Here is a 21,051-nt window from a genome sequence, read left to right as displayed (position 1 = left end):
CCGTTGATCATCACGGTGACACAGTTGCCAGTGTTTTGCAATTGCCACACTCCGGCATTATGCAGTTGATCAACTCGCTGTTCACGCCGCGGCTGACCGCCCTCGCCCCACTGGTGCCCGGAGCCATCCGACGCTGGTGACGGTCGAGGTCGAGCGGCTAGGGTTCCGGGATGTTTCGCGCCGTCGTGTTGATCGCTGCTGTGGTGCTCGCCGCGGATCAGCTCACCAAGTACTGGGCCGAGTCCGCACTGTCCGACGGGCAGACCGTCACCGTCGTCGGTGAGCTGCTGCAACTGCGACTCGTCTACAACCCGGGTGCCGCGTTCTCGATCGGCGCCGCGTACACCTGGATCTTCGCGGTGTTCGCGGCCGCGGCGGTGGTCGCGGTGACGGTCGTGGCGTTGCGGGTCACGTCGCGCGCCTGGGCGGTGGCGTTGGGGCTGGTGCTCGGCGGCGCGACGACCCACCTGCTGGACCGTCTGTTCCGCGAGCCGGGGTTCGCCCGGGGGCACGTGGTGGACTTCATCGACTACGCGGGGTTCTTCGTCGGCAACGTCGCCGACGTCGCGCTGGTGGTCGGCGTGGGTGTCGTCATGGTGCTGAACCTGCGGGGCATCCCGCTGCGGGAGGAGACCCCGTCAGGCGACGAGCAGGTGGCGTCACGCTCCTGAGTTGCCGCCGACCAGCACGATCTCCAGCCGGCGCGGCCCGTGCACACCCTCGACCCGGTTGAGCTCGATGTCGCTGGTCGCGGACGGGCCCGAGATCCAGGTCTGTGCCGCGCGCGGGTCCAGCCGGGTCAGCGCCTCCGGCAGCAGGCCGACGACCTGGTCGGCGCGGACGACGCAGATGTGCCGGTCGGGCACCAGGGTGAGCGCTCGTCGCCCCTGTGCCGGGCCGGCGTCGAGGATGATGGTGCCCGTCTCGGCGACCGCCACGGCGCAGCCGGTCAGGACCGCGTCCATCGCGTCGAGGTCGGCCGGTGTCAGCGGGGGAGCGTCGCGGTGCACCTGCCCGGCGTAGCCGGTCAGCCAGCCGGCGGGGACGTCGACGGGCACGGCGAGCCGGTCCACCCCGGCCAGCAGCCCGGGCAGAGAGCCGATGCCGTGATGGACGACCGCCCGGTAGTCCTCCAGCCGGTCGACGAGGATGGCGACCGGGTCGGGGCGGTCACCGACCCGGCGGTACCGGCGGGGCACCTCCACGGGCGGCGGGTCGTCGGCCAGGGCCGTGCGGAGCCGCGCCAGGATCTCGTCACGTGCGGTCACTGCTTTCCCCACCATTCTCGGAAGGTCTGCGCCGCGGGCAGCGGCAGGTCACGCGACCGGGTCCACGCGGAGACGGGCCAGGGCAGCCGGCGCAGCGTCCGAGCGCCGGTGCGCCGTTCGCGGTACGCCCCGAGGGGACCCGCGCCGGTCCGGGCCAGACGCAGGGCGGCGGCCCAGCGCCGAGGGTTGCGCATCACCCACGACAGGACGCCCATGGTGGCGCGTTCGGCCAGCGGATGCGGTGCCTGCTGGCGGAGGTGGACCAGGATCTCCGGAATGTTGATTTTCACGGGACACACGTCGTAGCAGGCGCCGCAGAGGGTCGACGCGTACGGCAGGGACGCGTTGTCGGCCACGCCGGTCAACTGAGGTGACAGGATCGCCCCGATCGGCCCCGGATACACCGAGCCGTACGCGTGCCCGCCGGCCCGCTCGTACACCGGGCAGACGTTCAGGCAGGCCGAGCAGCGGATGCACGACAGCGCCGGCCGCCCGACCGGGTCGGCCAGCACCGCGGAGCGTCCATTGTCGACCAGCACCACGTGCACGTCCTGTGGCCCGTCACCGGGGGTGACGCCCGTCCACAGCGAGGTGTACGGGTTCATCCGCTCACCGGTCGACGACCGCGGCAGCAGTTGCAGGAAGACCTCCAGGTCGGTGAAGGTCGGCAGCAGCTTCTCGACGCCCACGACGCTGATCAGCGTCTCCGGGAGGGTGAGGCACATCCGCCCGTTGCCCTCGGACTCCACGACCACCAACGTGCCGGTGTCGGCGATGGCGAAGTTGGCGCCGGACACGGCCACCCGGGCCGAGAGGAAACGTCGGCGCAGATGCGCGCGGGCCGCCTCGGCCAACGCGGACGGCTCGTCACTGAGGTCGGCCGGCACGTCGGGCATTCGACGCTGGAAGATCTCCCGGATCTGCGCCCGGTTGTAGTGGATCGCCGGCACCAGGATGTGCGAGGGCGTGTCGTCGCCGAGCTGCACGATCAGCTCGGCCAGGTCGGTCTCGTACGCGGCGATCCCGGCCGCCTCCAGCGCCTCGTTGAGCTCGATCTCCTGGGTCGCCATCGACTTGACCTTCACGACCTCGTCGGCCCCGGTGGCCCGGGTCAGCTCGACCACGATCCGGCAGGCCTCGGCCGCGTCCCGGGCCCAGTGCACTGTGGCGCCGGCAGCGGTGGCGGACGCCTCGAACTGCTCCAGCAGCTCGGGCAACCGGCGTTGGACGTCCGCCTTGATCGCGGAGCCGGCGTCGCGGAGAGCCTCCCAGTCGGGTACCTCGTCGACGACCCGGGCGCGTTTGTCCCGGATGGTGCGGGTGGCCCGGTGCAGGTTGGCGCGCAGTTGGGTGTCGGCGACGGCCGGTCTGGCCGCGGTCGGGAAGGGCAGTGGCGTGCGGATGCGTCCGCTGCCGGTGGCCGGTGCGACCGGACGGTTCATGAGGCGGCTCCCGTCGCGGCGAGGATCTCGGCGTAGTGCACGGCCCGCACGCCCGACCGGTGGCGGTCCAGGCCGCCCCCGATGTGCGCCAGGCAGGAGTTGTCGGCGGCGGCGAGCACCTGCGCTCCGGTCTCACTGACCCGGGCGCACTTGTCGGTGAGCATCGCGGTGGAAACGTCCGGGTTCTTCAGGGCGAACGTGCCGCCGAAACCGCAGCACTCCTCGGCGTCGGCCAGCTCGACCAGCCGGATGCCGCGAACCTGACGCAACAGTTGCAGCGGCCGGTCACCCAACCGCAGCATCCGCAGGCCGTGGCAAGTGGGGTGGTAGGTGACCGTCTCGGGGAACTCGGCGCCGACGTCGGTGACGCCGAGGACGTCGACGAGCAGCTCGGACAGCTCGTAGGTGCGGGCGGCCACCGACGCGGCGGGCGGGTGCAGGTGCGGGTACTGGTCGCGGATCATCGCGGTGCACGACCCGGACGGCACGACGACGGCGTCGTAGCCGTCGAAGACGTCGACGTAGTTGCGCACCATCGGCATCGCCTCGGCGCGGTAGCCCGTGTTGGCGTGCATCTGCCCGCAACAGGTCTGGCGGGTGGGGAAGTCGACGGTGTGGCCGAGCCGCCGCAGGATGCGGGTGACCGCGATGCCGGTGGCCGGGTAGGCGACGTCGTTGACGCAGGTGATGAAGAGGGCGATGCGCATGGCGACTCCTCACGTGTGTCGGGGGCGGGATCACACCGGGTCGCGCGGTGTTCCGGGGTCGGCAAGCTGGTCGAAGGCGGGCAGGTGGCGCTCCCGGGCGGCGGTCAGGTGGGCCCGCATCGCCTCGGCGGCCGCCTCGGAGTCACCCGCGGCGATGGCGGCGGCGATGCGTTGGTGCTCGGTGTTGGTGTCCGGAGCGCCGGTGACCGGAAAGTACAGCCGGTGCAGGTGCAGGTGCGAGTGCAGCCGCGTGACGCTGTCGCGCAGCAGGGGGCTGCCGGCGACCTCGGCGATCAGGTCGTGGAATCTCGCGTCCAGCGCGGTGAAGGCGGCGTGTCGGCGGTAACCGTCGCCGGCCTCCACATCGATGCTCGCCGCGGCCTCGGCGGTGATCCGCTGTCGTTCCTCGGTGGAGGCGTGTGTGGCGGCCCGGCCGGCGGTGGCGCCCTCCAGCAGCAGGCGGACGTCGAACAGGTCGTCGAACTCGGCGCGGCTCAGCAGGGGCGTGGTGGTGTAGCCGGACAGGGGGCGCTTGCGGACCAGTCCGTCGGCTTCCAACCGGGCGAGTGCCTCGCGGACCGGTGTGGGGGAGACGTCCAGCTCACGGGCGAGGGCGTCTATGTTGACCCGCTCCCCGGGGGGAAGGATGTGGTCCATCACCAGGGTCTTTATCGACTCGTAGACGTCCTCGCTGAGGGTGAGCCGACGGGCGGGACGGAGTCGACCCTCGCGTGCTTCCTGCTGGGCCATCTCGTCTCCTAAGCAACCCCTTGACTGTGCTGGCGTGAGCGAGTACACACTAGCAAAGCAACATCCTATAGGAAATAGGTTCCCCCGCCGCCGTCTCACCACCACCGCCCCCGAGGAGACGAACATGTCGCGCAGAATGCTGTCCCGGATCGGCTCGGGCCTCACCGTCCTGGCCCTCGCCACGACCACAGTGGCCTGCACCAAGAAGAGCGACACCACCGACACCGAAGCCGGCGGCCGGGAACCAGCCCAGGTCAAGGTCGCGCTGGTGCCCGGCGGTTCGCACCCGTACTTCCAGCCCTGGAAGGACGCCGGAGCCGCCGCGAAATCGGAGCTCTCGCTCGGCGACGTCACCTTCAACGAGACGGCCGGCTGGGACCAGACCAAACAGAACGACGTGCTCAAGTCCCTGGCCGCACAGGGCTACAACGCCTTCGGCGTCTTCGGCGTCTCGCCGGACAACATCAACTCCACCTTCGAGGACCTCAAGCGGCAGGGCTTCGCCGTCGGCTCCCTGGCGTCGTGCCCCGCCGGGGCCAACAAGGCCGACTTCTGTCTCTCCACCGACGTCGAGGTCGCCGCGTACAAGGGCGCCAAGGCCGCCATCGACGCCATGGGTGGCCAGGGCAACCTGGTGCACCTGACCGGCAACAAGGTCGACTCCAACACCCAGCGCCGGATCAAGGGCGTGGAGAAGGCGGTCGCTGAGACCGGCGGCAAGGTGGTGCTCGTCCAGAGCGTCACCGACATCGACAAGGACCTCCAGAGCGCCCAGAAGGCGGTGGCCGACCTGCTCGCCGCCAAGGGTCGCCAGATCCAGGCGATCGTGAACACCGCCTACAACCCGGCGGTCGCCTCCGCCGAGGGCGTACGCCAGTCGAAGCTGCCCATCAAGGTGATCGCCATCGACGACGACCCGGCGGTCCTCGACGGACTGCGGGGCGGATCGGTGGCAGCCACCGTCCTGCAGAACCCGGTCGGCCAGGCCCGGGTCGGCTCGTACGCGCTGATGAAGCTCAGCGGCGGCTGCACGATCTCCGAGCCCGGCGTGACGATCGACTCCGGTTCGTTCGTGGTGACCAGGGACAAGCTGGACGGCTACGAGGCCGACCGCACCGCGACCACCGAGGAACTGCGGAAGAAGTTCGACGGCGACCTGCTCAAGTGCAACTGATGTCGAAGATCACGAAGGCCGAGGCGTACCTCGTCGACATCCCCGTCGAGACCGTCCGCACCGACGCTGTGCAGTCGTTCCTCAAGCAGGAGACGGTCTTCGTCGAGGTACGCACGGCCGACGGCGGGCACGGCACGGGCTACTCGTACACGATCGGGACCGGCGGCACCGCGGTGCTCGCGCTGCTGCGCGACTACCTGCTGCCACACCTGGTCGGCCGCGACGCCGCGCGGGTGGAGGCGATCTGGCGTGACCTGCACGCCGCCACCCGGGCCACCACCGTCGGCGCCGTCACCTCGCTGGCGCTCGCCGCGGTCGACACCGCGCTGTGGGATCTGCGCGCCCGAGCCGCCGGCCTGCCCCTGTGGGTGCTCGCCGGCGGCGCCAAGGACCGCATCCCGTTGTACGACACGGAGGGCGGCTGGCTGCACCTCACCGAGGACGAGCTGGTCGCCGGCGCGAAGGTCTCCCAGGCGGCCGGCTGGCCCGGCGTCAAGCTCAAGGTGGGCAAGCCGAACCCGGCCGAGGACGCGGCGCGGATCGGCGCGGTCCGGGCGGCCCTGGGCGACCACTTCGACGTGATGGTCGACGCCAACCAGTCCCTGACCGCAGCGGAGGCGATCCGCCGGGCCCGGCTGCTCGAACCGCACCAGGTCGCCTGGTTCGAGGAGCCGTTGCCGGCCGACGACGTCGCCGGGCACGAGCTGCTCGCCCGCGCGACCAGCATCCCCGTCGCAGTGGGGGAGTCGCTGTATTCCATCGGCCAGTTCGCCGAGTATCTGCGTCGCCAGGCCGCCGGCATCGTCCAGGTCGACGTCGCGCGGATCGGTGGCATCACACCGTGGCTGAAGGTCGCGCACCTGGCCGAGGCGTGCAACGTGGTGGTCTGCCCGCACTTCCTCATGGAGCTGCACGTGAGCCTCTGCGCGGCCGTGCCCAACAGCCGCTACGTCGAGCACATCCCGCAACTGCGCGCGATCACCCGGACCGAGGTCGCGATCGTCGACGGCCACGCGCTCGCCCCGAGCGAGGCCGGCCTCGGCATCGACTGGGACCGCGACGCGATCGAGGACAGGAGGGTGGCGTGAAGACCGAAACCGCGCCGGAGGCGCCGGCAGCGCCTCCGGCCGCCGAGGCCCGGCCTCCCACCCGGGTCCTGCCGGTCTGGGCGAACCCCCGACTCGGCCTGCTCATCGTCATCGCCGTGCTGGTCGTGCTCTTCTCGTCGCTGACCCCCGCGTTCCTCGACCCCCGGCTCACCCTCGCGCCGCTACAGGCCGACATCAGCGTGTACGTCGTGGTCGGTCTCGCCCAGCTCGCCGTGCTCTCACTCGGGCACATGAACATGGCGGTCGGCCGGATGGCCGCGCTGTCCACCTTCGCGATGGGCCTGGTCTACGACCGGCTCGGCGTACCCCTGCTGGTCGGGCTGCTGGTGGGCCTCGCCGTCGGGGCGGGCATCGGCGCGCTCGCAGGCCTGCTCATCGCCAAGACCGGCGTCAACTCCTTCGTGGTGACCCTCGCGCTCGACTTCGGGCTGCTGGGCCTGGTCACCATCCTCTACACGTGGGCCACCGGCGGGGTGTCGTTCGCGGTGCAGCCCAGCGGGCTGTCCGCCCTGCGCTTCGACACCTTCGCCGACTACTGCATGGGGGACGTCTGCGGACCCCGGATCCCGCTGGTCGTGCCGATCGCGGTCGCGGCGGCGCTCGGCGTCGGGCTGCTGTTCCGGCATGCCCGGCTGGGTCGGGAGATCCTGATGACGGGCTCCAACACGGTCGCCGCCGAGCTGTCCGGCATCCCCACACACCGTCGGATCGTCGCCGCGCACGCGGTGAGCGGGCTGCTCGCCGCACTGGCCGGGTTCCTGCTGGCCGCCAACAACGGGGCCTTCTCCGCCAACATCGGGGAGTCGTTCCTGCTGCCGTCGTTCCTGGCCCCGGTGCTCGGCGGCACACTGCTCGCCGGTGGCGCGGTCAGCGTGCTCGGCACCGCACTCGGCGCCACCCTCACCCAGGTCATCTACAAGGGCCTCAACCTGCTCCAGTTCTCCCTGGAGGAGCTGAAGCTCTACATCGGACTGGTCCTGCTCGCGGCGCTGTCGCTGGACCGGCTGCGAGCCGTGATCGCCGAGCGAAGGGCGGTGTCGACATCATGAAGAGCCTGATCCGGACCAACGAGTTCACCCTCGCGGTGATCGCCGCCCTCGGGTTCGCCGCGCTCGCGGTCGCCACCGACTTCAACCTGCTCACCGCCGGCACGCTGGACGCGTTCCTGCGCTTCCTCGCCCTGCCGATCGTCATCGGCCTGGCCCAGATGGTGGTGCTCGCCGTCGGTCAGATGAACCTCTCGGTGGGCGTGCTCACCGGGTTCTGCGCGGTGGCCTCGGGCTGGCTGATGATCGACGCTGGTCTGCCGGCCCCGGTCGCGGTGCTCGCCGCGCTGGCCCTCGGCGCCACCGTCGGCCTGGTCAACGGCCTGTTGGTGATCTTCACCCGGATCAACGGGTTCATCGTCACCCTCGCCACCATGACGATCCTCGAAGGGCTGCGGTACGGGGTGAATGGCACCGGCACCTACCAGGGCTACTCACCCGGGCTGCGGGAGTTCGGGCAGGCGTCCCTGGCGGGGGTGCCCGTGGTGTTCCTGCTGGCGGTCGCCATCGCGGTCGCGGTCGCGCTCTTCTTCCGTCGTACCGTGCCGGGGCGGCACCTGCTCGCCTCCGGCGGCAACCCGTTCGCGGCCCGGTTGTCGGGCATCTCCAACGACCGGGCGCTGGTGCTGGCCCACACCCTGTCCGGGCTGCTGGCCGGGTTCGCCGCCGTGATCGTGGTGGCCGCCTTCGGCTCGGTGAACGCCTCGATCGGCGACGACCTGCTGCTGCCCAGCTTCGCCGCGCCGATCATCGGCGGGGTGGCCCTGGCCGGCGGCATGATCAGCGTGACCGGCACGGTCCTCGCGGCCTTCCTGGTCCGGCTGGTCGATGTGAGCCAGTCGCAGTTCGACATCAACCGGCGGTGGGTGGACCTCATCATCGGCGCGGTCGTCCTCGGCGCGGTGCTGCTCGGTCAGTTCCGCGACAAGCTCTCCGGAGGTCAGCGATGAGCGTCGTGCTGTCCGCGGAGAACCTGGTCAAGACGTTCCCGGGGGTGCGTGCCCTGGACGAGGCGACGCTGACCCTGACCGCCGGCAGCGTGCACGCGTTGCTCGGCGAGAACGGCGCCGGCAAGAGCACCCTGATCAAGATCCTCACCGGGGTGTACCGGCCGGACGGTGGGCTCCTGCGGCTGCCCGGGCCGGACGGCGAGCTGCGTACGGTGCAGCTCGGCAACCCGCAGGACGCCCAGCGGGCCGGCATCGGTGTGGTGCACCAGGAGCGGAACCTCATCCCGGCGTTCACCGTCGCGGAGAACATCTGCCTGCAACACCTGCCCCGGCGCGCCGGCCTGCTCGACCGGGCGGCGCTGCGCGTCGAGGCACGTCGGTGCCTCGACCTGCTCGACCTCGACCTGGACCCCGACCTGCCGGTGTCGCGGCTCTCGGTGGCCCAGATGCAGTTGGTGGAGATCGCCAAGGCGTTGTCGGCCGACTCGACGGTGCTGCTGCTCGACGAACCGACCGCCTCGCTGACCAACGACGAGGCCGACCGGCTCTACGGGATCGTGCGCCGACTGTCCGAGCGGGGTCACGCAACCGTGCTGGTCAGCCACAAGCTGGAAGAGGTCTTCGCGGTCGCCGACACGGTGACCGTGCTGCGCGACGGGCGCAGCGTCGCCGAGGCCGAGCCCCTCGCCGACCACACCCGCGAGCAGATCGTCGACCTGATGGTCGGCCGGGCGTACCAGCAGGTGCACCTCGCCGAGCGCACCGTTGACGCGGACACCGAACCGGCCCTGGCTCTGGATCACGTCGCGACCACCGCCGGCCACCACGACGTCAGTCTCGTCGTACGCCCCGGCGAGATAGTCGGCCTGTACGGGCTGGTCGGTGCCGGCCGCAGCGAACTGGCCAAGGCGCTCCTCGGCCTCGACCGGATCACCGCCGGTGAGGTGCGGGTGCACGGGCGCCCGGCCCGGATCCGGGACGTGGGCGACGCCCTGCACCGGCACCGGATCGGCTATGTCACCGAGAACCGTAAGGAGGAGGGCCTCTTCCTCGACCAGACCGTCGCCCGCAACACGGCGGTGACGGTGTGGCGCAAGCTGGCCCGGCTCGGCCTGGTCCGGGACCGGGCGGAGCGGTCCCTGGTCGACGAGTACGCGGACCGGCTGGGCATCCGACTCGCCTCGCCCGACCAGCTCGCCGGCCAGCTCTCCGGCGGCAACCAGCAGAAGGTCAGCCTCGCCAAATGGTTGGCCGCCGACTGCGACGTGCTCATCATCGACGAACCCACAGTGGGCATCGACGTCCGCACCAAGGCGGCCTTCCACGAGTTGATCGCCGGTCTCGCCGCGCGGGGGATGGCGATCCTGCTGATCTCGTCGGACCTGCCGGAGATGGTGACCCTAGCCGACCGGATCGCGGTGATGCGGGAGTTCGCCATCATCGGGGAGCTGGACAACGACCACGACTATGACCGGATGAGCCAGTCGGTGATCCGCTTCATCCACGACGGGCAGGGGGTGGTGGCGTGAGGGCCACGGACCAGGTGACAGTGGGGCGTACGGACGTGGCGGTGACCCGCCTCGGTCTGGGGCTTGCCCCGATCGGCGGCCTCTTCACCGCCGTCGGCGACGAGGTCGCCCACGCCACCGTCGAGGCGGCCTGGGACCTCGGGTTGCGCTACTTCGACACCGCCCCGCTCTACGGCTGCGGCCTTTCCGAGCGGCGGGCCGGGGCGGTCCTCGCCGGCAAGCCGCGCGGCGAGTTCACCCTCTCCACCAAGGTGGGTCGGCTGCTCGTCCCCGGCGGCGGCGACGGGCAGGGGTTCTGGGCCGAGTCGACCGACCTGGCACCGAGGTTCGACTTCTCCGCCGCCGGGGTGCGCCGCTCGCACGAGGAGAGCCTGGCCCGGTTGGGGCTGGACCGGGTCGACATCGCGCACATCCACGACCCGGACGACCACCTCGCCGAGGCGGCGGCGGAGGCGTACCCGGAGCTGGCGCGGCTGCGCGATGCCGGTGAGATCGGCGCGGTCGGCGCCGGGATGAACCAGGCGCCGGCGCTGGTCGAGCTGGCCCACGCTGGCGACTTCGACTGCTTCATGCTCGCCGGCCGGTACACCCTGCTCGACCAGTCCGGCCTCGACGAGCTGCTGCCGCTGTGCCGGCGGAGGGGGATCTCGGTCCTCGCCGCCGGGGTCTACAACTCGGGCCTGCTGGCCGACCCGAAGCCGGGTGCCCACTACGACTACCGGCCGGCCGACGCGGGGCTGCTGCGCCGAGCCACGGCGATCCGGTCGGTGTGCGATCGGCACGGAGTGCCGCTGCGTGCCGCGGCGATCCAGTTCCCGCTCGGCCACCCGGCGGTCGCGAGCGTGGTGATCGGCGCCCAGGACCCGGCGCAGATCGCCGACAACGTGGCGATGTTCGAGTGGGACGTTCCGGACGCGCTGTGGGCGGACCTGAAGGCCGAGGGTCTGCTGCCGGAGGAGGTGCCAACCCCGTGATCATCGACGCCCACCACCACCTGTGGACCGCCGACTGTTCCTGGCTCGCCGCACCGGGCCTCGAGTCGATCCGGCGCGACTACACCGTCGCCGACCTCGTACCCCGGCTCGACGAGGCCGGTGTGACGGCGACGGTGCTGGTCGAGGCCGGCCGCTGCGACGCCGCCGAGACCGCCGAGTTCCTCGCCCTCGCCGCCGCCACCCCCCGCATCGCCGGCGTGGTCGGCTGGGCGTCGCTCACCGACCCGGCCCTGCCCGCCACCCTCGCCGGCTACCGGGACCTGCCCGGCGCGACGAAGCTCGTCGGCATCCGCGACCAGGTGCAGGCGGTCGCCGACCCAGGGCACCTCGCCCGTCCCGACGTGCGTGCCGCCCTCGCGGCGATCGGGGCCGCTGGGCTGACCTTCGACCTGGTCGTGCACCTCGGGCAGTTGCCCGCCTGCGCCGAGGCGGCCCGGGCCACTCCCGGTGTCACCTTCGTCCTCGACCATCTGGGCAAACCGCGGATCGACGCGGATGGTCTCGCCGGGTGGCGCGCCGCGGTGCGCGACCTGGCCGCCTGCGACAACGTCGTCGCGAAGCTCTCCGGACTGCTCACCGAGGCCGGCTCCGGGTGGCGGGTGGCCGACATCCGGCCGTACGTCGACACCGCGCTGGAGCTGTTCGGCCCGCAACGGCTGATGGCCGGCTCCGACTGGCCCGTCTGCGACCTCGTCGCCTCGTACGCCGAGGCGTGGACGGCGCTCGACGCCTGCCTGGCTGAGTTGTCGACCGACGAGCGGACCGCCGTGCTGGCGGGCACCGCGACTTGTACCTATGCACTGGAGGTTGGTTCGTGAAATTCATGCGCGTCGGGCCCGTGGGGCGGGAGCGCCCCGTGCTGTACGTCGACGGACGGCACTTCGACCTCTCGTCGCTCACCGCCGACATCGACGGGGAGTTCCTCGCCGGCGACGGCGTCCAGCGGGCACGGGAGGCCACCGACCTGCCCGAGGTCGACATCACCGGCCAGCGGGTCGGCGCGCCGGTCGCCCGCCCCGGGGTGGTCCTCTGCGTGGGGCAGAACTACGCCGCGCACGCCGCCGAGTCGGGCGCCGAGCCCCCGACCGCTCCGATCATCTTCTACAAGGCGCCCAACACCGTCGTCGGCCCCCACGACGACGTCCTGATCCCGCGTGGCTCGACGAAGACCGACTGGGAGGTGGAACTGGCGGTCGTGATCGGCCGTCGGGCCCGTTACCTCGCCTCGCCGGCCGACGCCCTCGGGCACATCGCCGGGTACGCGCTGTCCAACGACGTCTCCGAGCGCGACTTCCAGCTCGCCGTCTCCGGAGGCCAGTGGTCGAAGGGCAAGTCCTGTGAGACGTTCCAGCCGCTCGGCCCGTGGCTGGTCACCGCCGACGAGATCGAGGACCCGCAGGCGCTGCGGCTGCGTTCCTGGGTCAACGGCGAGCCCCGACAGGACTCCAGCACCAAGGACATGATCTTCGACGTGGCGTACCTGGTCTGGCACCTGTCGCAGTACACCGTCCTGGACCCGGGCGACGTCATCAACACCGGCACCCCGCAGGGGGTGGCGCTCTCCGGCCGGTTCCCGTACCTGGCCGCGGGCGACGTGATGGAGGTCGAGATCGACGGTCTCGGCCGGCAGCGCAGCACGCTCGGGAGCGCCTGATGGCGGTGATCACCTCCGTCGACACGTACGACGTGCGGTTCCCGACCTCGCGTGACCTGGACGGTTCCGACGCGATGAATCCGGATCCCGACTACTCGGCCGCGTACCTGGTGCTGAGCACCGACGACGGGCCGGACGGGCACGGGTTCACCTTCACCATCGGGAGGGGCAACGAGGTCTGCCGGGCGGCGATCGAGGCGCTGGTGCCCTACGTGGTCGGGCTCGACCCGGACACCGTCGACCTCGGCGCGTTCGCCCGTTCGCTCACCCAGGACTCGCAGTTGCGCTGGCTCGGCCCGGAGAAGGGGGTGATGCACCTGGCGACGGCGGCGGTGATCAACGCGATGTGGGACCTGGTCGCCAAGAGGGCGGGCAAACCGGTCTGGCGATACCTGGCCGACCTGAGCCCCGAGCAGATCGTCGACCTGGTCGACTGGCGGTACCTCAGCGACGCGCTGACCCCCGACGAGGCGCTGGAGATCCTGCGGGCGGCGCAGTCGGGTCGGGCCCAGCGGATCGTCCGGCTCATCGAGCGGGGATATCCCGCGTACACGACGTCGCCCGGCTGGCTCGGCTACCCGGACGAGAAGGTGATCCGGCTGGCCAAGCAGGCGGTGGCCGACGGGTTCACCCAGATCAAGCTGAAGGTGGGCGCGGACGCCGCCGACGACGTGCGCCGCCTCCGCATCGCCCGCGAAACGGTCGGCCCGGACATCCGGATCGCCGTCGACGCCAACCAACGCTGGGACGTCGCCGAGGCGGTCGCCCGGATGCGGGAGCTGGCGCCGTACGACCCGTGGTGGATCGAGGAGCCGACCAGCCCCGACGACGTGCTCGCCCACGCGGCGATCCGGTCCGCCCTGTCGGCCAGCGCACCCGGTGGCGGACCGATCCGGGTCGCGACCGGCGAGCACGTGGCGAACCGGGTGGTGTTCAAGCAGTTGTTGCAGGCCGGCGCCGTCGACGTCGTGCAGATCGACGCGTGCCGGGTGGGTGGCGTCAACGAGAACGTCGCCATCCTGTTGCTGGCCGCGAAGTTCGGGGTGCCGGTGTGCCCGCACGCCGGGGGAGTCGGCCTCTGTGAGCTGGTCCAGCACCTGTCCATGTTCGACTTCGTGGCCGTGTCCGGCTCCACCCGTGACCGGGTCGTCGAGTACGTCGACCACCTGCACGAGCACTTCGTCGACCCGGTGGTGATCTCCGACGGGCACTACGTGGTGCCGAGCGTCCCTGGGTTCTCCGCCGAGATGCGCCCGGAGAGCCTCGCCAGGTACGCGTACCCCGACGGGCCGGCATGGGTCTGACGAGCCTCGACCTGCTCGACCGCGCGGCCTTCCTGATGGCGGTGCGTCAACCTGGTGGACTACTCGGAATGGGAGAGCAACATGCGGTGTGACGGCCTGGTGGCGGTGGTGACCGGCGGTGGCTCGGGGATCGGCAACGCCTGCGTACGGGCGTTCGTGGCCGCCGGCGCCCGGGTCGGCGTCCTGGACCTGGACCTGTCGGGCCTGCCCGACGATCCGCACGTCCACGGCGTCCGGGCCGACGTGGCCGACCGGTCCTCGCTCAGCGGGGCCGTCGCCTCGGTCGCCGAGGCATTCGGGGGCATCGACATTCTGGTTAACAACGCCGGCATCTCCGCCGTCGGCACCGTGGAGGAGGACGACGACGAGCGGTGGAGCAGGGTGCTCGACGTCAACGTCACCGGCGTGGCCCGCACCAGCGCTGTCGCCCTGCCGTACCTGCGTCGGTCGTCGGCGGCGGCGATCGTCAACGTCTCGTCGATCGCGGCGACCGTCGGCCTGCCCCGACGCGCCCTGTACTCGGCGTCGAAGGGTGCCGTGCACGCCCTCACCCTCGCCATGGCCGCCGACCTGGTGACCGAGGGGGTCCGGGTCAACTGTGTCGCCCCCGGCACCGTCGACACGCCCTGGGTGGCCCGCCTGCTCGCCGGCGCGGCCGACCCGACGGCGGAGAAGCGGCAGCTCGCCGCCCGTCAGCCGACCGGCCGTCTGGTGACCGCCGACGAGGTGGCCGCCGCCGTCGTCTACCTCGCGTCGCCCACCACGGGGTCGGTTACCGGGACGTCGCTGGCGGTGGATGGTGGCATGTCCGGCCTGCGACTACCCGCCCAGGTGCCACCTGGCGCTGGTCAGGCCCGCAGTGCCGGATCGGGCGCGTGACATGATTGGGTCATGGGGAAACAGCAGGACGTCGGCGAGCCCGACCGTCACAGCGGGTCCGACGCCACCGCCCACCGTCCGATCGGTGGCGATGCTGACGCGCGGCTCGCCCTCGCACAGGACCCCACAACGCCACAAATGACCCTTATCGACCTGGCGTCCGACCCGTCGGCGGTGGTCCGCAAGGCGGTCGCCGCTCGGGCCGACGCGCCCGCGCAGGCCCTGCGACCGCTCACCAGGGACCAGGATCGTCAGGTCCGGGAGGCCGTGGCGAGGAACCCTTCCACCTCGATCGCCAACCTCCTGCGTCTCGTCAAGGACGACGACCGGTGGATCCGCTGGGCGGTCGCCAGCAACCCGGCCTGCGACGAGTCGGTTCGCCGGGCCATGGCGCAGGCATCGGACAAGGAGCTTCGCGGCCTCCTCGCCGAGAGCCGGGACCTGGAGCCCGAGCTGGCCGCCAAGCTGACCGACGACGTCTCACCCGAGGTACGGGAACGACTCGCCACCCACACCCACGACCTCGACGTGATCAACACCCTGCTGGCCGATCGCACCGCCCGCGTACGCAAGGGGGTCGCCCGCAACCCGCGGACCACCGCCGCGCAGCGCAGCGCGCTCGCCGCGGACCCGGTGGTCGACGTGCGTGCCGCGCTGGTCCGCTCGTTGGAGTTGGACGAGGCCGACCTGGAGCGCCTGGTCGACGACCGGTCGGTGCAGGTTCGCCTGGCGATGGCGACGTCCGAGGTCGTGCCGCAGCACATCCGCCAGCAGCTCACCCGCGACCCCGACGAGATGGTGGCCAGCGCGGCACGGGACTACCGCCCCGGCGCCGGCAACGCCTCCGCCGTGCGGGCGCCCCGCATCGCGCACCGGCCCTCCGCCGGTGCGGGTCGATCGGGTCGAGGCACCGCGCGCTGAGACCGATCCGGTCGGCGCCACCCGGCGCCGGCCCATGATCGACTCGGCTTCACGGAAGTCGCGGTGTACGGGGCAGCCCGACACCGCGACTTCCCGTAAACCGAGTCGATCAGCGGCTGGCCGACCCGGGAGGCGCCTCCCGGTCGGGCACCGAGGTCTGCTCCCACAGTGACTTCATCTCGTCGAACGCCTGCTCCATCAGCTGCACCATCGCCTGCCGGGCGCGTGCGCCGTCGCGTCGTTGGATCGCCTGGGCGACGTCCGCGTGCATCTGGAGAGCCTGTTCGTGCGGGTGGTGCGGCATGAGGTGGTGCTTGTGCCGGCCGGTGAGCACCTCGGCGACCAGATCCTGAAGCCGGACGAACATCTCGTTGCCGGAGTTGAGCAGGACGCGCCGGTGGAACTCGATGTCGAGGTGCAGGAAGCGTTCCTCGTCACCGGCCTCGCCGGCCGCCCACATCTTCGCCGCCAGCCCGACCAGGTCGCTCGCTTCGTCGTGGCCGATCCGGTTGGCCGCCAGGTAGGCCGCGTGCGGCTCGACGGCGGTGCGTAGCTCGGTGATCGACCGGAGCTGGGCCATCCGGCCAGCCGAGGCGAGCCGCCAGCGGATCACCTGCGGGTCGAAGACGTTCCACGCGCTGGCCGGCAGGATCATCACCCCCACCCGTCGGCGTGCCTCGATGAACCCGATCGACGCCAGGACGCGCAGCACCTCGCGGACGACCGAGCGGGAGACGGCGTACCTGTCGACCAGTTCGTCGATGTTGAGGATCGCGCCGGGCGCCAGCTCGCCGCCGCAGATGGCGGTGCCCAGATGGTCGAGGACGCGGGCGTGCAGCCCAGCCTCGGCGGGGGCGGTCTGAGCGGCTGCAACCTCTGCTGAGGACGGTTCCACTCAAAGATCATATCATTTACATCAACCTCTTGAAGTAATCCGTCTATTCGGCCTAGCATCCCGATGTTAAGCGGATGTAACACCGAGGTAGCGGCTCTTCCGAGGGCGGCGGCCACGACAGAAGGAGAGACAAGCGTGCGACGTCGATCGATAATCGGCACTTCTCTGGCCGTGGTCACCGCCATGAGCCTCACCGCCTGCGGCGGCGACGATGGCGGCGAAGGTTCGAAGACCGTCCGCGTGACGCTGGTGAACCACGTCTGGACAGAGAACATCAAGAAGGCCCTGCCGGAGTTCGAGAAGCAGTCCGGCCTCAAGGTCGAGGTCACCCAGCTCGGCGAGGACCAGCTGTCCGACCAGTACAACGTCAAGCTGAACGCCGGGTCCACCGACCTCGACGTGATGATGTACCGGCCCCTGCAGGAGGGGAAGCAGTTCGGCAAGAACAAGTACCTCGCCGACCTGAGCGAGAGGGTCAAGTCGGACAGCGCCTTCGAGTTCGGCGACTTCCAGGCCGGGCCGGTGCAGGCGACCACCTATGAGGACAAGGTGGTCGGCCTGCCGATCATCACCGAGCAGGAGGTCCTCTACTACCGCAAGGACCTGCTGACCAAGTCCGGCTTCACCGCACCGCCCAAGAGCCTCGACGAACTCAAGGCGCAGGCGGCGAAGATCGAGGCCGACAACCCCGGTGTGGCCGGGTTCGTCGCTCGTACCGGCAAGGCCGCCGCCGTCACCCAGTTCTCCAGCTTCCTCTTCAGCTTCGGTGGCGACTTCGTGGACAGCAGCGGAAAGGCCACTGTCAACACCGAGCAGGCCAAGCAGGCGTACGCCTTCTACGGCGGCCTGCTCCGGGACCACGGCCCGGAGAACATCAGCACCGACATGAGCTGGTCGGAGGCGATGGCGATCTTCACGCAGGGCAAGGCCGCCTTCTACACCGAGGCCAACTCGCTCTACAAGAACGCCACCGACCCCACCAAGTCCAAGGTCGTCGACACCGTCGGCTTCGCCGCGTTCCCGGCCGGCCCTGCCGGGTCGAAGCCGTACAACATCCCCTCCTGGGCGCTCGGCATGAACGACAGCTCGGAGAACAAGGACAACGCCTGGAAGTTCATCCAGTGGGCGGCCGGCAAGGAGCAGACGCTGGCGCAGCAGACGGCCGGCGTGCCCGGTGCCCGTACCTCGGTCTGGGCGAACCCGGCGAGCACCGCGACCCTGCCGAAGGATCTGGCCGAGGCCAACACGGTCAGCACCGCGAACGGTGTCGGGCACGACCGCCCGCTGGTGGTCAAGGTGGCTGAGGCGCGCGAGATCGTCGGCCAGCCGATCGTCGACGCGATCACCGGCAAGGACGCGGCCAGCTCGGCGGACGCGGCGAACGCGGCGTTCCAGAAGTTCCTCGACGACGAGGCGAAGTAACCCACGCGCCGGGCGGCGGAGCCGACGTGCTCCGCCGCCTCGCCGGGACCTGGCCCCCGAACCCGGAGATCTGAATGTCAGCCGTCACCGCACCCCGCACCGATTCGCCCAAGGCCCCCATGGCGTCCCCGGAGTCGTCGGCCTGGTCGCAGTGGGCCAACAAACATCGCAAGTGGCTCTTCGCGGCACCCGCCATGGCGTTCGTCGCCGTGCTGATCATCTTTCCGGTGGCGTGGACGGGCTATCTGAGCCTGACCGACGCCGAGGGTTCGGTGCGCGCCGAGTCCGAGTTCATCGGTTTCCAGAACTACCTCGACGTGCTCACCGACACCGACCGGTTCTGGCCGGCGGTCTGGCGTACGGTCCTGTTCACCGGCGTCGTGCTGTTCTTCGAGGTCGTTCTCGGCATGGCGATAGCCCTGCTGCTGTGGCGGCCCTTCCGCGGTGAGAAGTGGGTCCGCGTCGCGATCCTCCTGCCGCTGGTGGCCACCCCGGTCGCGGTCGGCATGATGTGGCGCCTCATCTTCGACCCCAACATCGGGATGGCGAACCAGCTGCTCGGCTGGATCGGCATCGGCCCACAGCCCTGGCTGGCCGGCCAGAACTCGGCCCTGCCGACGACGATGTTCATCGACATCTGGCAGTGGACACCGATGGTCGTGCTGATCCTGCTCGCCGGGCTCACCTCACTCTCCGACGAGCCCCAGGAGGCGGCCCGGATCGACGGCGCCAGCAGTTGGCAGCGGTTCCGGCACGTCACCCTCCCGCTGTTGATGCCCACGGTGATCGTCGCCATCCTGCTGCGGGGCATCGACGCGCTCAAGACGTTCGACATCCTCTACGCGACCAAGGGGCGCGGCGGCGGGTCGTTCCACGAGGTCGAGACCCTCAACGTGTACGCCTACGGCCTCAGCTTCGACTACAACGACTACGGCGTCTCGTCGACCGTTCTCATCATCTTCTTCCTGATCATCATCGGGGTGATGTGGGCCCTCACCTATCGCAAGAAGGGGCTGGGCCGATGAAGCCGAGCAAGCCGTACCGCGTCTTCCGCACGTCAGCTCTCGTCGTCGTGGTGTTCGGGCTGATGGCGCCGCTGCTCTGGATGATCGCGGCGTCCTTCAAGACCAATGTGGACATCTACGACACCGCCAAGGCGTTCGTCTTCTCACCCAGCCTGAAAAACTACGAGACCGTCCTCCAGCAGGCCAACTATCTCGAGTTCATCGGCAACAGCCTCTGGGTGGCGTTCGCGGCCACCACGCTCTCGCTCCTGCTGGGCGTGCCCGCCGCCTACTCGATGAGCCGCTTCAACATGAAGAAGTCGGCGCTGGTCGTGCTCATGGCCCGCGTGATCCCGGGCGTCTCGCTCCTGGTGCCCTGGTACTACGTCTTCTCGAACCTGAAGCTGGTCGGCGGGTTCAGCGTGCTGATCCTGAGCCACATGTTCGTGTCGCTGCCGCTGATCGTCTATATCATGATGGGCTACTTCGACGGCCTGCCGACCGAGTTGGAAGAGGCGGCGCTGGTCGACGGGCTGACCCACATCGGCGCGTTCCGGCGGATCACCCTGCCGCTGTCGGTGCCCGGCGTCGCGACGGCCGGCATCCTCTCGTTCATCTTCTCCTGGAACAACTTCATGTTCGCCCTGGTGCTCTCGGGCTCCGACACGAAGACGCTGCCCGTGGCGATCTTCGACTTCGTCGGGTACGCCAGCATCGACTGGGGCGGCCTGATGGCCGCCGCGACAGTGGTCACCCTGCCGATCATGCTGATCGCCCTGTTCGTGCAGAAGTACGTCGTCTCCGGCCTCACCGCCGGTGCCACGAAGGGCTGACAGCTCCATGACGAGGATCGCAAAGGTGGAGACCTTCCTGGTCGCGCCGCGCTGGCTGTTCGTCCGGGTCGAGACGGAGTCCGGCATCGTCGGCTGGGGGGAGGCGACCTGTGAGGGCCGGTCCGAGACCGTACGCACCGCCGTCCATCAGCTCAGCGAGCTGCTCACCGGTCGGGACGCGCTGCGCATCGAGGACCACTGGCAGGTGCTGACCAAGGGCTCCTTCTATCGGGGCGGCCCGATCCTGGCCAGCGCGGTGTCCGGTCTGGACCAGGCGCTCTGGGACATCGCCGGAAAGCACTACGGCGCCCCTGTGCACCAACTGCTCGGCGGGCCGGTCCGGGACCGGATCCGGGTCTACGGCTGGGTCGGTGGTGACGAGCCCGCCGAGATCCGCGACCAGATCAGCGCCCAGGTCGAGGCGGGCCTGACCGCGGTGAAGATGAACGCGTCGGGGCGGATGGGCGCGCTCGCCTCGGTTGCCGAACTCGACGCGGTCGTGCAGCGGGTGGCCGTCGCCCGCGAGGTCCTCGGCGACGACCGCGACGTCGCTGTCGACTTCCACGGGCGATTCACCCTCGCCAACGTTCGGCGGGTCGCACCGCTCCTGGAGCCGTACCGGCCGTTCTTCCTCGAAGAACCGGTGGTGCCGGAGAACTCGCACCTGATCGGCGAGGTCGTCCGCTGCACCACCACCCCGGTCTCGACCGGGGAGCGGCTCTACAGCCGGCAGGAGTTCCTGCCCGTGCTGCAGGCCGGCATCGCCGTGGCCCAGCCGGACCTCGCGCACGCCGGCGGCATCACCGAGGTGCGCAAGATCGCCACGCTGGCCGAGGTGTACGACGTGCAGCTCGCCCCGCACTGCCCGCTCGGGCCGATCGCCCTCGCCGCCTGCCTCCAGGTCGGCTTCGCGACGCCCAACTTCCTGATCCAGGAGCAGAGCGTCGGCATCCACTACAACCAGGGCGCCGAGGTGCTCGACTACTGCCTCGACAAGACCCCGCTGACCTTCGTCGACGGCTACGTACAGCGGTTGACCGCACCCGGCCTCGGCATCGAGATTGACGAGCACGCGGTGCGGACGGCCGACAAGCGGGGCCACGGCTGGCGTAGCCCGACCTGGCGGCACCCCGACGGCTCGTTCGCCGAATGGTGAGACCACCCCGGTC

Annotated in this window: 21 protein-coding genes; 16 read left to right on the top strand and 5 right to left on the bottom strand. The window is 70.5% G+C overall.

What is annotated here, in order from left to right; translation table 11 throughout:
- The first annotated feature begins 170 nt into the window (after positions 1–170).
- Positions 171–671, top strand: coding sequence for a signal peptidase II (lspA, locus tag CLT68_RS25785; protein ID WP_099854782.1), 501 nt, complete (start codon positions 171–173; stop codon positions 669–671).
- On the opposite strand, the gene CLT68_RS25780 is transcribed toward lspA, so the two are convergent.
- Genes CLT68_RS25780 through CLT68_RS25765 form a run of 4 tightly spaced genes read right to left on the bottom strand, consistent with a single transcriptional unit; the run spans position 660 to position 4,167 of the window.
- Positions 660–1,268 (bottom strand): LutC/YkgG family protein, encoded by a 609-nt coding sequence (locus CLT68_RS25780; protein ID WP_486482322.1) that lies wholly within the window; start codon positions 1,266–1,268, stop codon positions 660–662. The two genes, lspA and CLT68_RS25780, sit on opposite strands and share 12 nt — an antisense overlap.
- Positions 1,265–2,710: a LutB/LldF family L-lactate oxidation iron-sulfur protein gene (locus CLT68_RS25775; RefSeq protein WP_099854781.1), complete on the bottom strand. Its 1,446-nt coding sequence runs from the start codon at positions 2,708–2,710 to the stop codon at positions 1,265–1,267. Before CLT68_RS25775 ends, CLT68_RS25780 begins: the two co-directional genes overlap by 4 nt.
- Positions 2,707–3,417 (bottom strand): (Fe-S)-binding protein, encoded by a 711-nt coding sequence (locus CLT68_RS25770; RefSeq protein WP_099854779.1) that lies wholly within the window; start codon positions 3,415–3,417, stop codon positions 2,707–2,709. Before CLT68_RS25770 ends, CLT68_RS25775 begins: the two co-directional genes overlap by 4 nt.
- A gap of 30 nt (positions 3,418–3,447) precedes the next feature.
- Positions 3,448–4,167 carry a GntR family transcriptional regulator gene (locus CLT68_RS25765; RefSeq protein WP_099854777.1) on the bottom strand — a complete coding sequence of 240 codons (720 nt, stop codon included), beginning with the start codon at positions 4,165–4,167 and terminating at the stop codon, positions 3,448–3,450.
- 124 nt (positions 4,168–4,291) lie between these two features.
- On the opposite strand from CLT68_RS25765, the gene CLT68_RS25760 reads away from it, so the two are divergent.
- The 11 genes from CLT68_RS25760 to CLT68_RS25710 all read left to right on the top strand — a co-directional run bounded on the left by CLT68_RS25760 (position 4,292) and on the right by CLT68_RS25710 (position 15,728).
- Complete coding sequence (locus CLT68_RS25760) at positions 4,292–5,341, top strand: sugar ABC transporter substrate-binding protein (RefSeq protein ID WP_199177142.1); 1,050 nt, start codon at positions 4,292–4,294, stop codon at positions 5,339–5,341.
- The gene (locus tag CLT68_RS25755) at positions 5,341–6,429 is read left to right on the top strand and encodes a mandelate racemase/muconate lactonizing enzyme family protein (RefSeq protein ID WP_099857628.1); all 1,089 of its coding nucleotides are present in this window, start codon (positions 5,341–5,343) and stop codon (positions 6,427–6,429) included. The genes CLT68_RS25760 and CLT68_RS25755 overlap by 1 nt, the downstream gene beginning before the upstream one ends.
- Positions 6,426–7,499 carry an ABC transporter permease gene (locus tag CLT68_RS25750; RefSeq protein ID WP_099854773.1) on the top strand — a complete coding sequence of 358 codons (1,074 nt, stop codon included), beginning with the start codon at positions 6,426–6,428 and terminating at the stop codon, positions 7,497–7,499. The genes CLT68_RS25755 and CLT68_RS25750 overlap by 4 nt, the downstream gene beginning before the upstream one ends.
- Positions 7,496–8,446, top strand: a complete 951-nt coding sequence (locus CLT68_RS25745) for an ABC transporter permease (protein ID WP_099854771.1) — start codon at positions 7,496–7,498, stop codon at positions 8,444–8,446. The genes CLT68_RS25750 and CLT68_RS25745 overlap by 4 nt, the downstream gene beginning before the upstream one ends.
- Entirely contained in the window at positions 8,443–9,975 is a 1,533-nt protein-coding gene (locus CLT68_RS25740) for a sugar ABC transporter ATP-binding protein (RefSeq protein ID WP_099854769.1), read from the top strand. Before CLT68_RS25745 ends, CLT68_RS25740 begins: the two co-directional genes overlap by 4 nt.
- Complete coding sequence (locus tag CLT68_RS25735) at positions 9,972–10,949, top strand: aldo/keto reductase (RefSeq protein ID WP_099854767.1); 978 nt, start codon at positions 9,972–9,974, stop codon at positions 10,947–10,949. Before CLT68_RS25740 ends, CLT68_RS25735 begins: the two co-directional genes overlap by 4 nt.
- The gene (locus CLT68_RS25730; RefSeq protein ID WP_099854765.1) at positions 10,946–11,788 is read left to right on the top strand and encodes an amidohydrolase family protein; all 843 of its coding nucleotides are present in this window, start codon (positions 10,946–10,948) and stop codon (positions 11,786–11,788) included. Before CLT68_RS25735 ends, CLT68_RS25730 begins: the two co-directional genes overlap by 4 nt.
- Positions 11,785–12,624, top strand: coding sequence for a fumarylacetoacetate hydrolase family protein (locus CLT68_RS25725; RefSeq protein WP_088948833.1), 840 nt, complete (start codon positions 11,785–11,787; stop codon positions 12,622–12,624). Before CLT68_RS25730 ends, CLT68_RS25725 begins: the two co-directional genes overlap by 4 nt.
- On the top strand, positions 12,624–13,928 hold the full coding sequence (locus CLT68_RS25720; RefSeq protein ID WP_099854763.1) for an L-fuconate dehydratase: 1,305 nt from the start codon (positions 12,624–12,626) through the stop codon (positions 13,926–13,928). Before CLT68_RS25725 ends, CLT68_RS25720 begins: the two co-directional genes overlap by 1 nt.
- 54 nt (positions 13,929–13,982) lie before the next feature.
- On the top strand, positions 13,983–14,807 hold the full coding sequence (locus tag CLT68_RS25715) for an SDR family NAD(P)-dependent oxidoreductase (RefSeq protein WP_486482321.1): 825 nt from the start codon (positions 13,983–13,985) through the stop codon (positions 14,805–14,807).
- Between the two features lie 138 nt (positions 14,808–14,945).
- The gene (locus tag CLT68_RS25710; protein WP_143743243.1) at positions 14,946–15,728 is read left to right on the top strand and encodes a hypothetical protein; all 783 of its coding nucleotides are present in this window, start codon (positions 14,946–14,948) and stop codon (positions 15,726–15,728) included.
- A 109-nt stretch (positions 15,729–15,837) separates the two neighbouring features.
- Here CLT68_RS25710 and CLT68_RS25705 read toward each other — a convergent pair whose 3' ends face one another.
- Positions 15,838–16,623 carry an FCD domain-containing protein gene (locus CLT68_RS25705; RefSeq protein ID WP_099854761.1) on the bottom strand — a complete coding sequence of 262 codons (786 nt, stop codon included), beginning with the start codon at positions 16,621–16,623 and terminating at the stop codon, positions 15,838–15,840.
- A 135-nt stretch (positions 16,624–16,758) separates the two neighbouring features.
- On the opposite strand from CLT68_RS25705, the gene CLT68_RS25700 reads away from it, so the two are divergent.
- The 4 genes from CLT68_RS25700 to dgoD all read left to right on the top strand — a co-directional run bounded on the left by CLT68_RS25700 (position 16,759) and on the right by dgoD (position 21,038).
- Positions 16,759–18,045, top strand: coding sequence for an ABC transporter substrate-binding protein (locus CLT68_RS25700; RefSeq protein ID WP_486482320.1), 1,287 nt, complete (start codon positions 16,759–16,761; stop codon positions 18,043–18,045).
- Positions 18,046–18,119: 74 nt separating this feature from the next.
- Positions 18,120–19,070 (top strand): carbohydrate ABC transporter permease, encoded by a 951-nt coding sequence (locus tag CLT68_RS25695; RefSeq protein ID WP_088948827.1) that lies wholly within the window; start codon positions 18,120–18,122, stop codon positions 19,068–19,070.
- A complete protein-coding gene (locus CLT68_RS25690; protein WP_088948826.1) occupies positions 19,067–19,882 on the top strand; it encodes a carbohydrate ABC transporter permease in 816 nt (271 codons plus the stop codon). The genes CLT68_RS25695 and CLT68_RS25690 overlap by 4 nt, the downstream gene beginning before the upstream one ends.
- A gap of 7 nt (positions 19,883–19,889) precedes the next feature.
- Positions 19,890–21,038: a galactonate dehydratase gene (dgoD, locus tag CLT68_RS25685; protein WP_099854757.1), complete on the top strand. Its 1,149-nt coding sequence runs from the start codon at positions 19,890–19,892 to the stop codon at positions 21,036–21,038.
- Positions 21,039–21,051: the final 13 nt, after the last annotated feature.

The sequence above is a fragment of the Micromonospora sp. CNZ299 genome (genome assembly GCF_002754415.1).
This window is presented reverse-complemented; position numbering and strand designations above follow the sequence as displayed.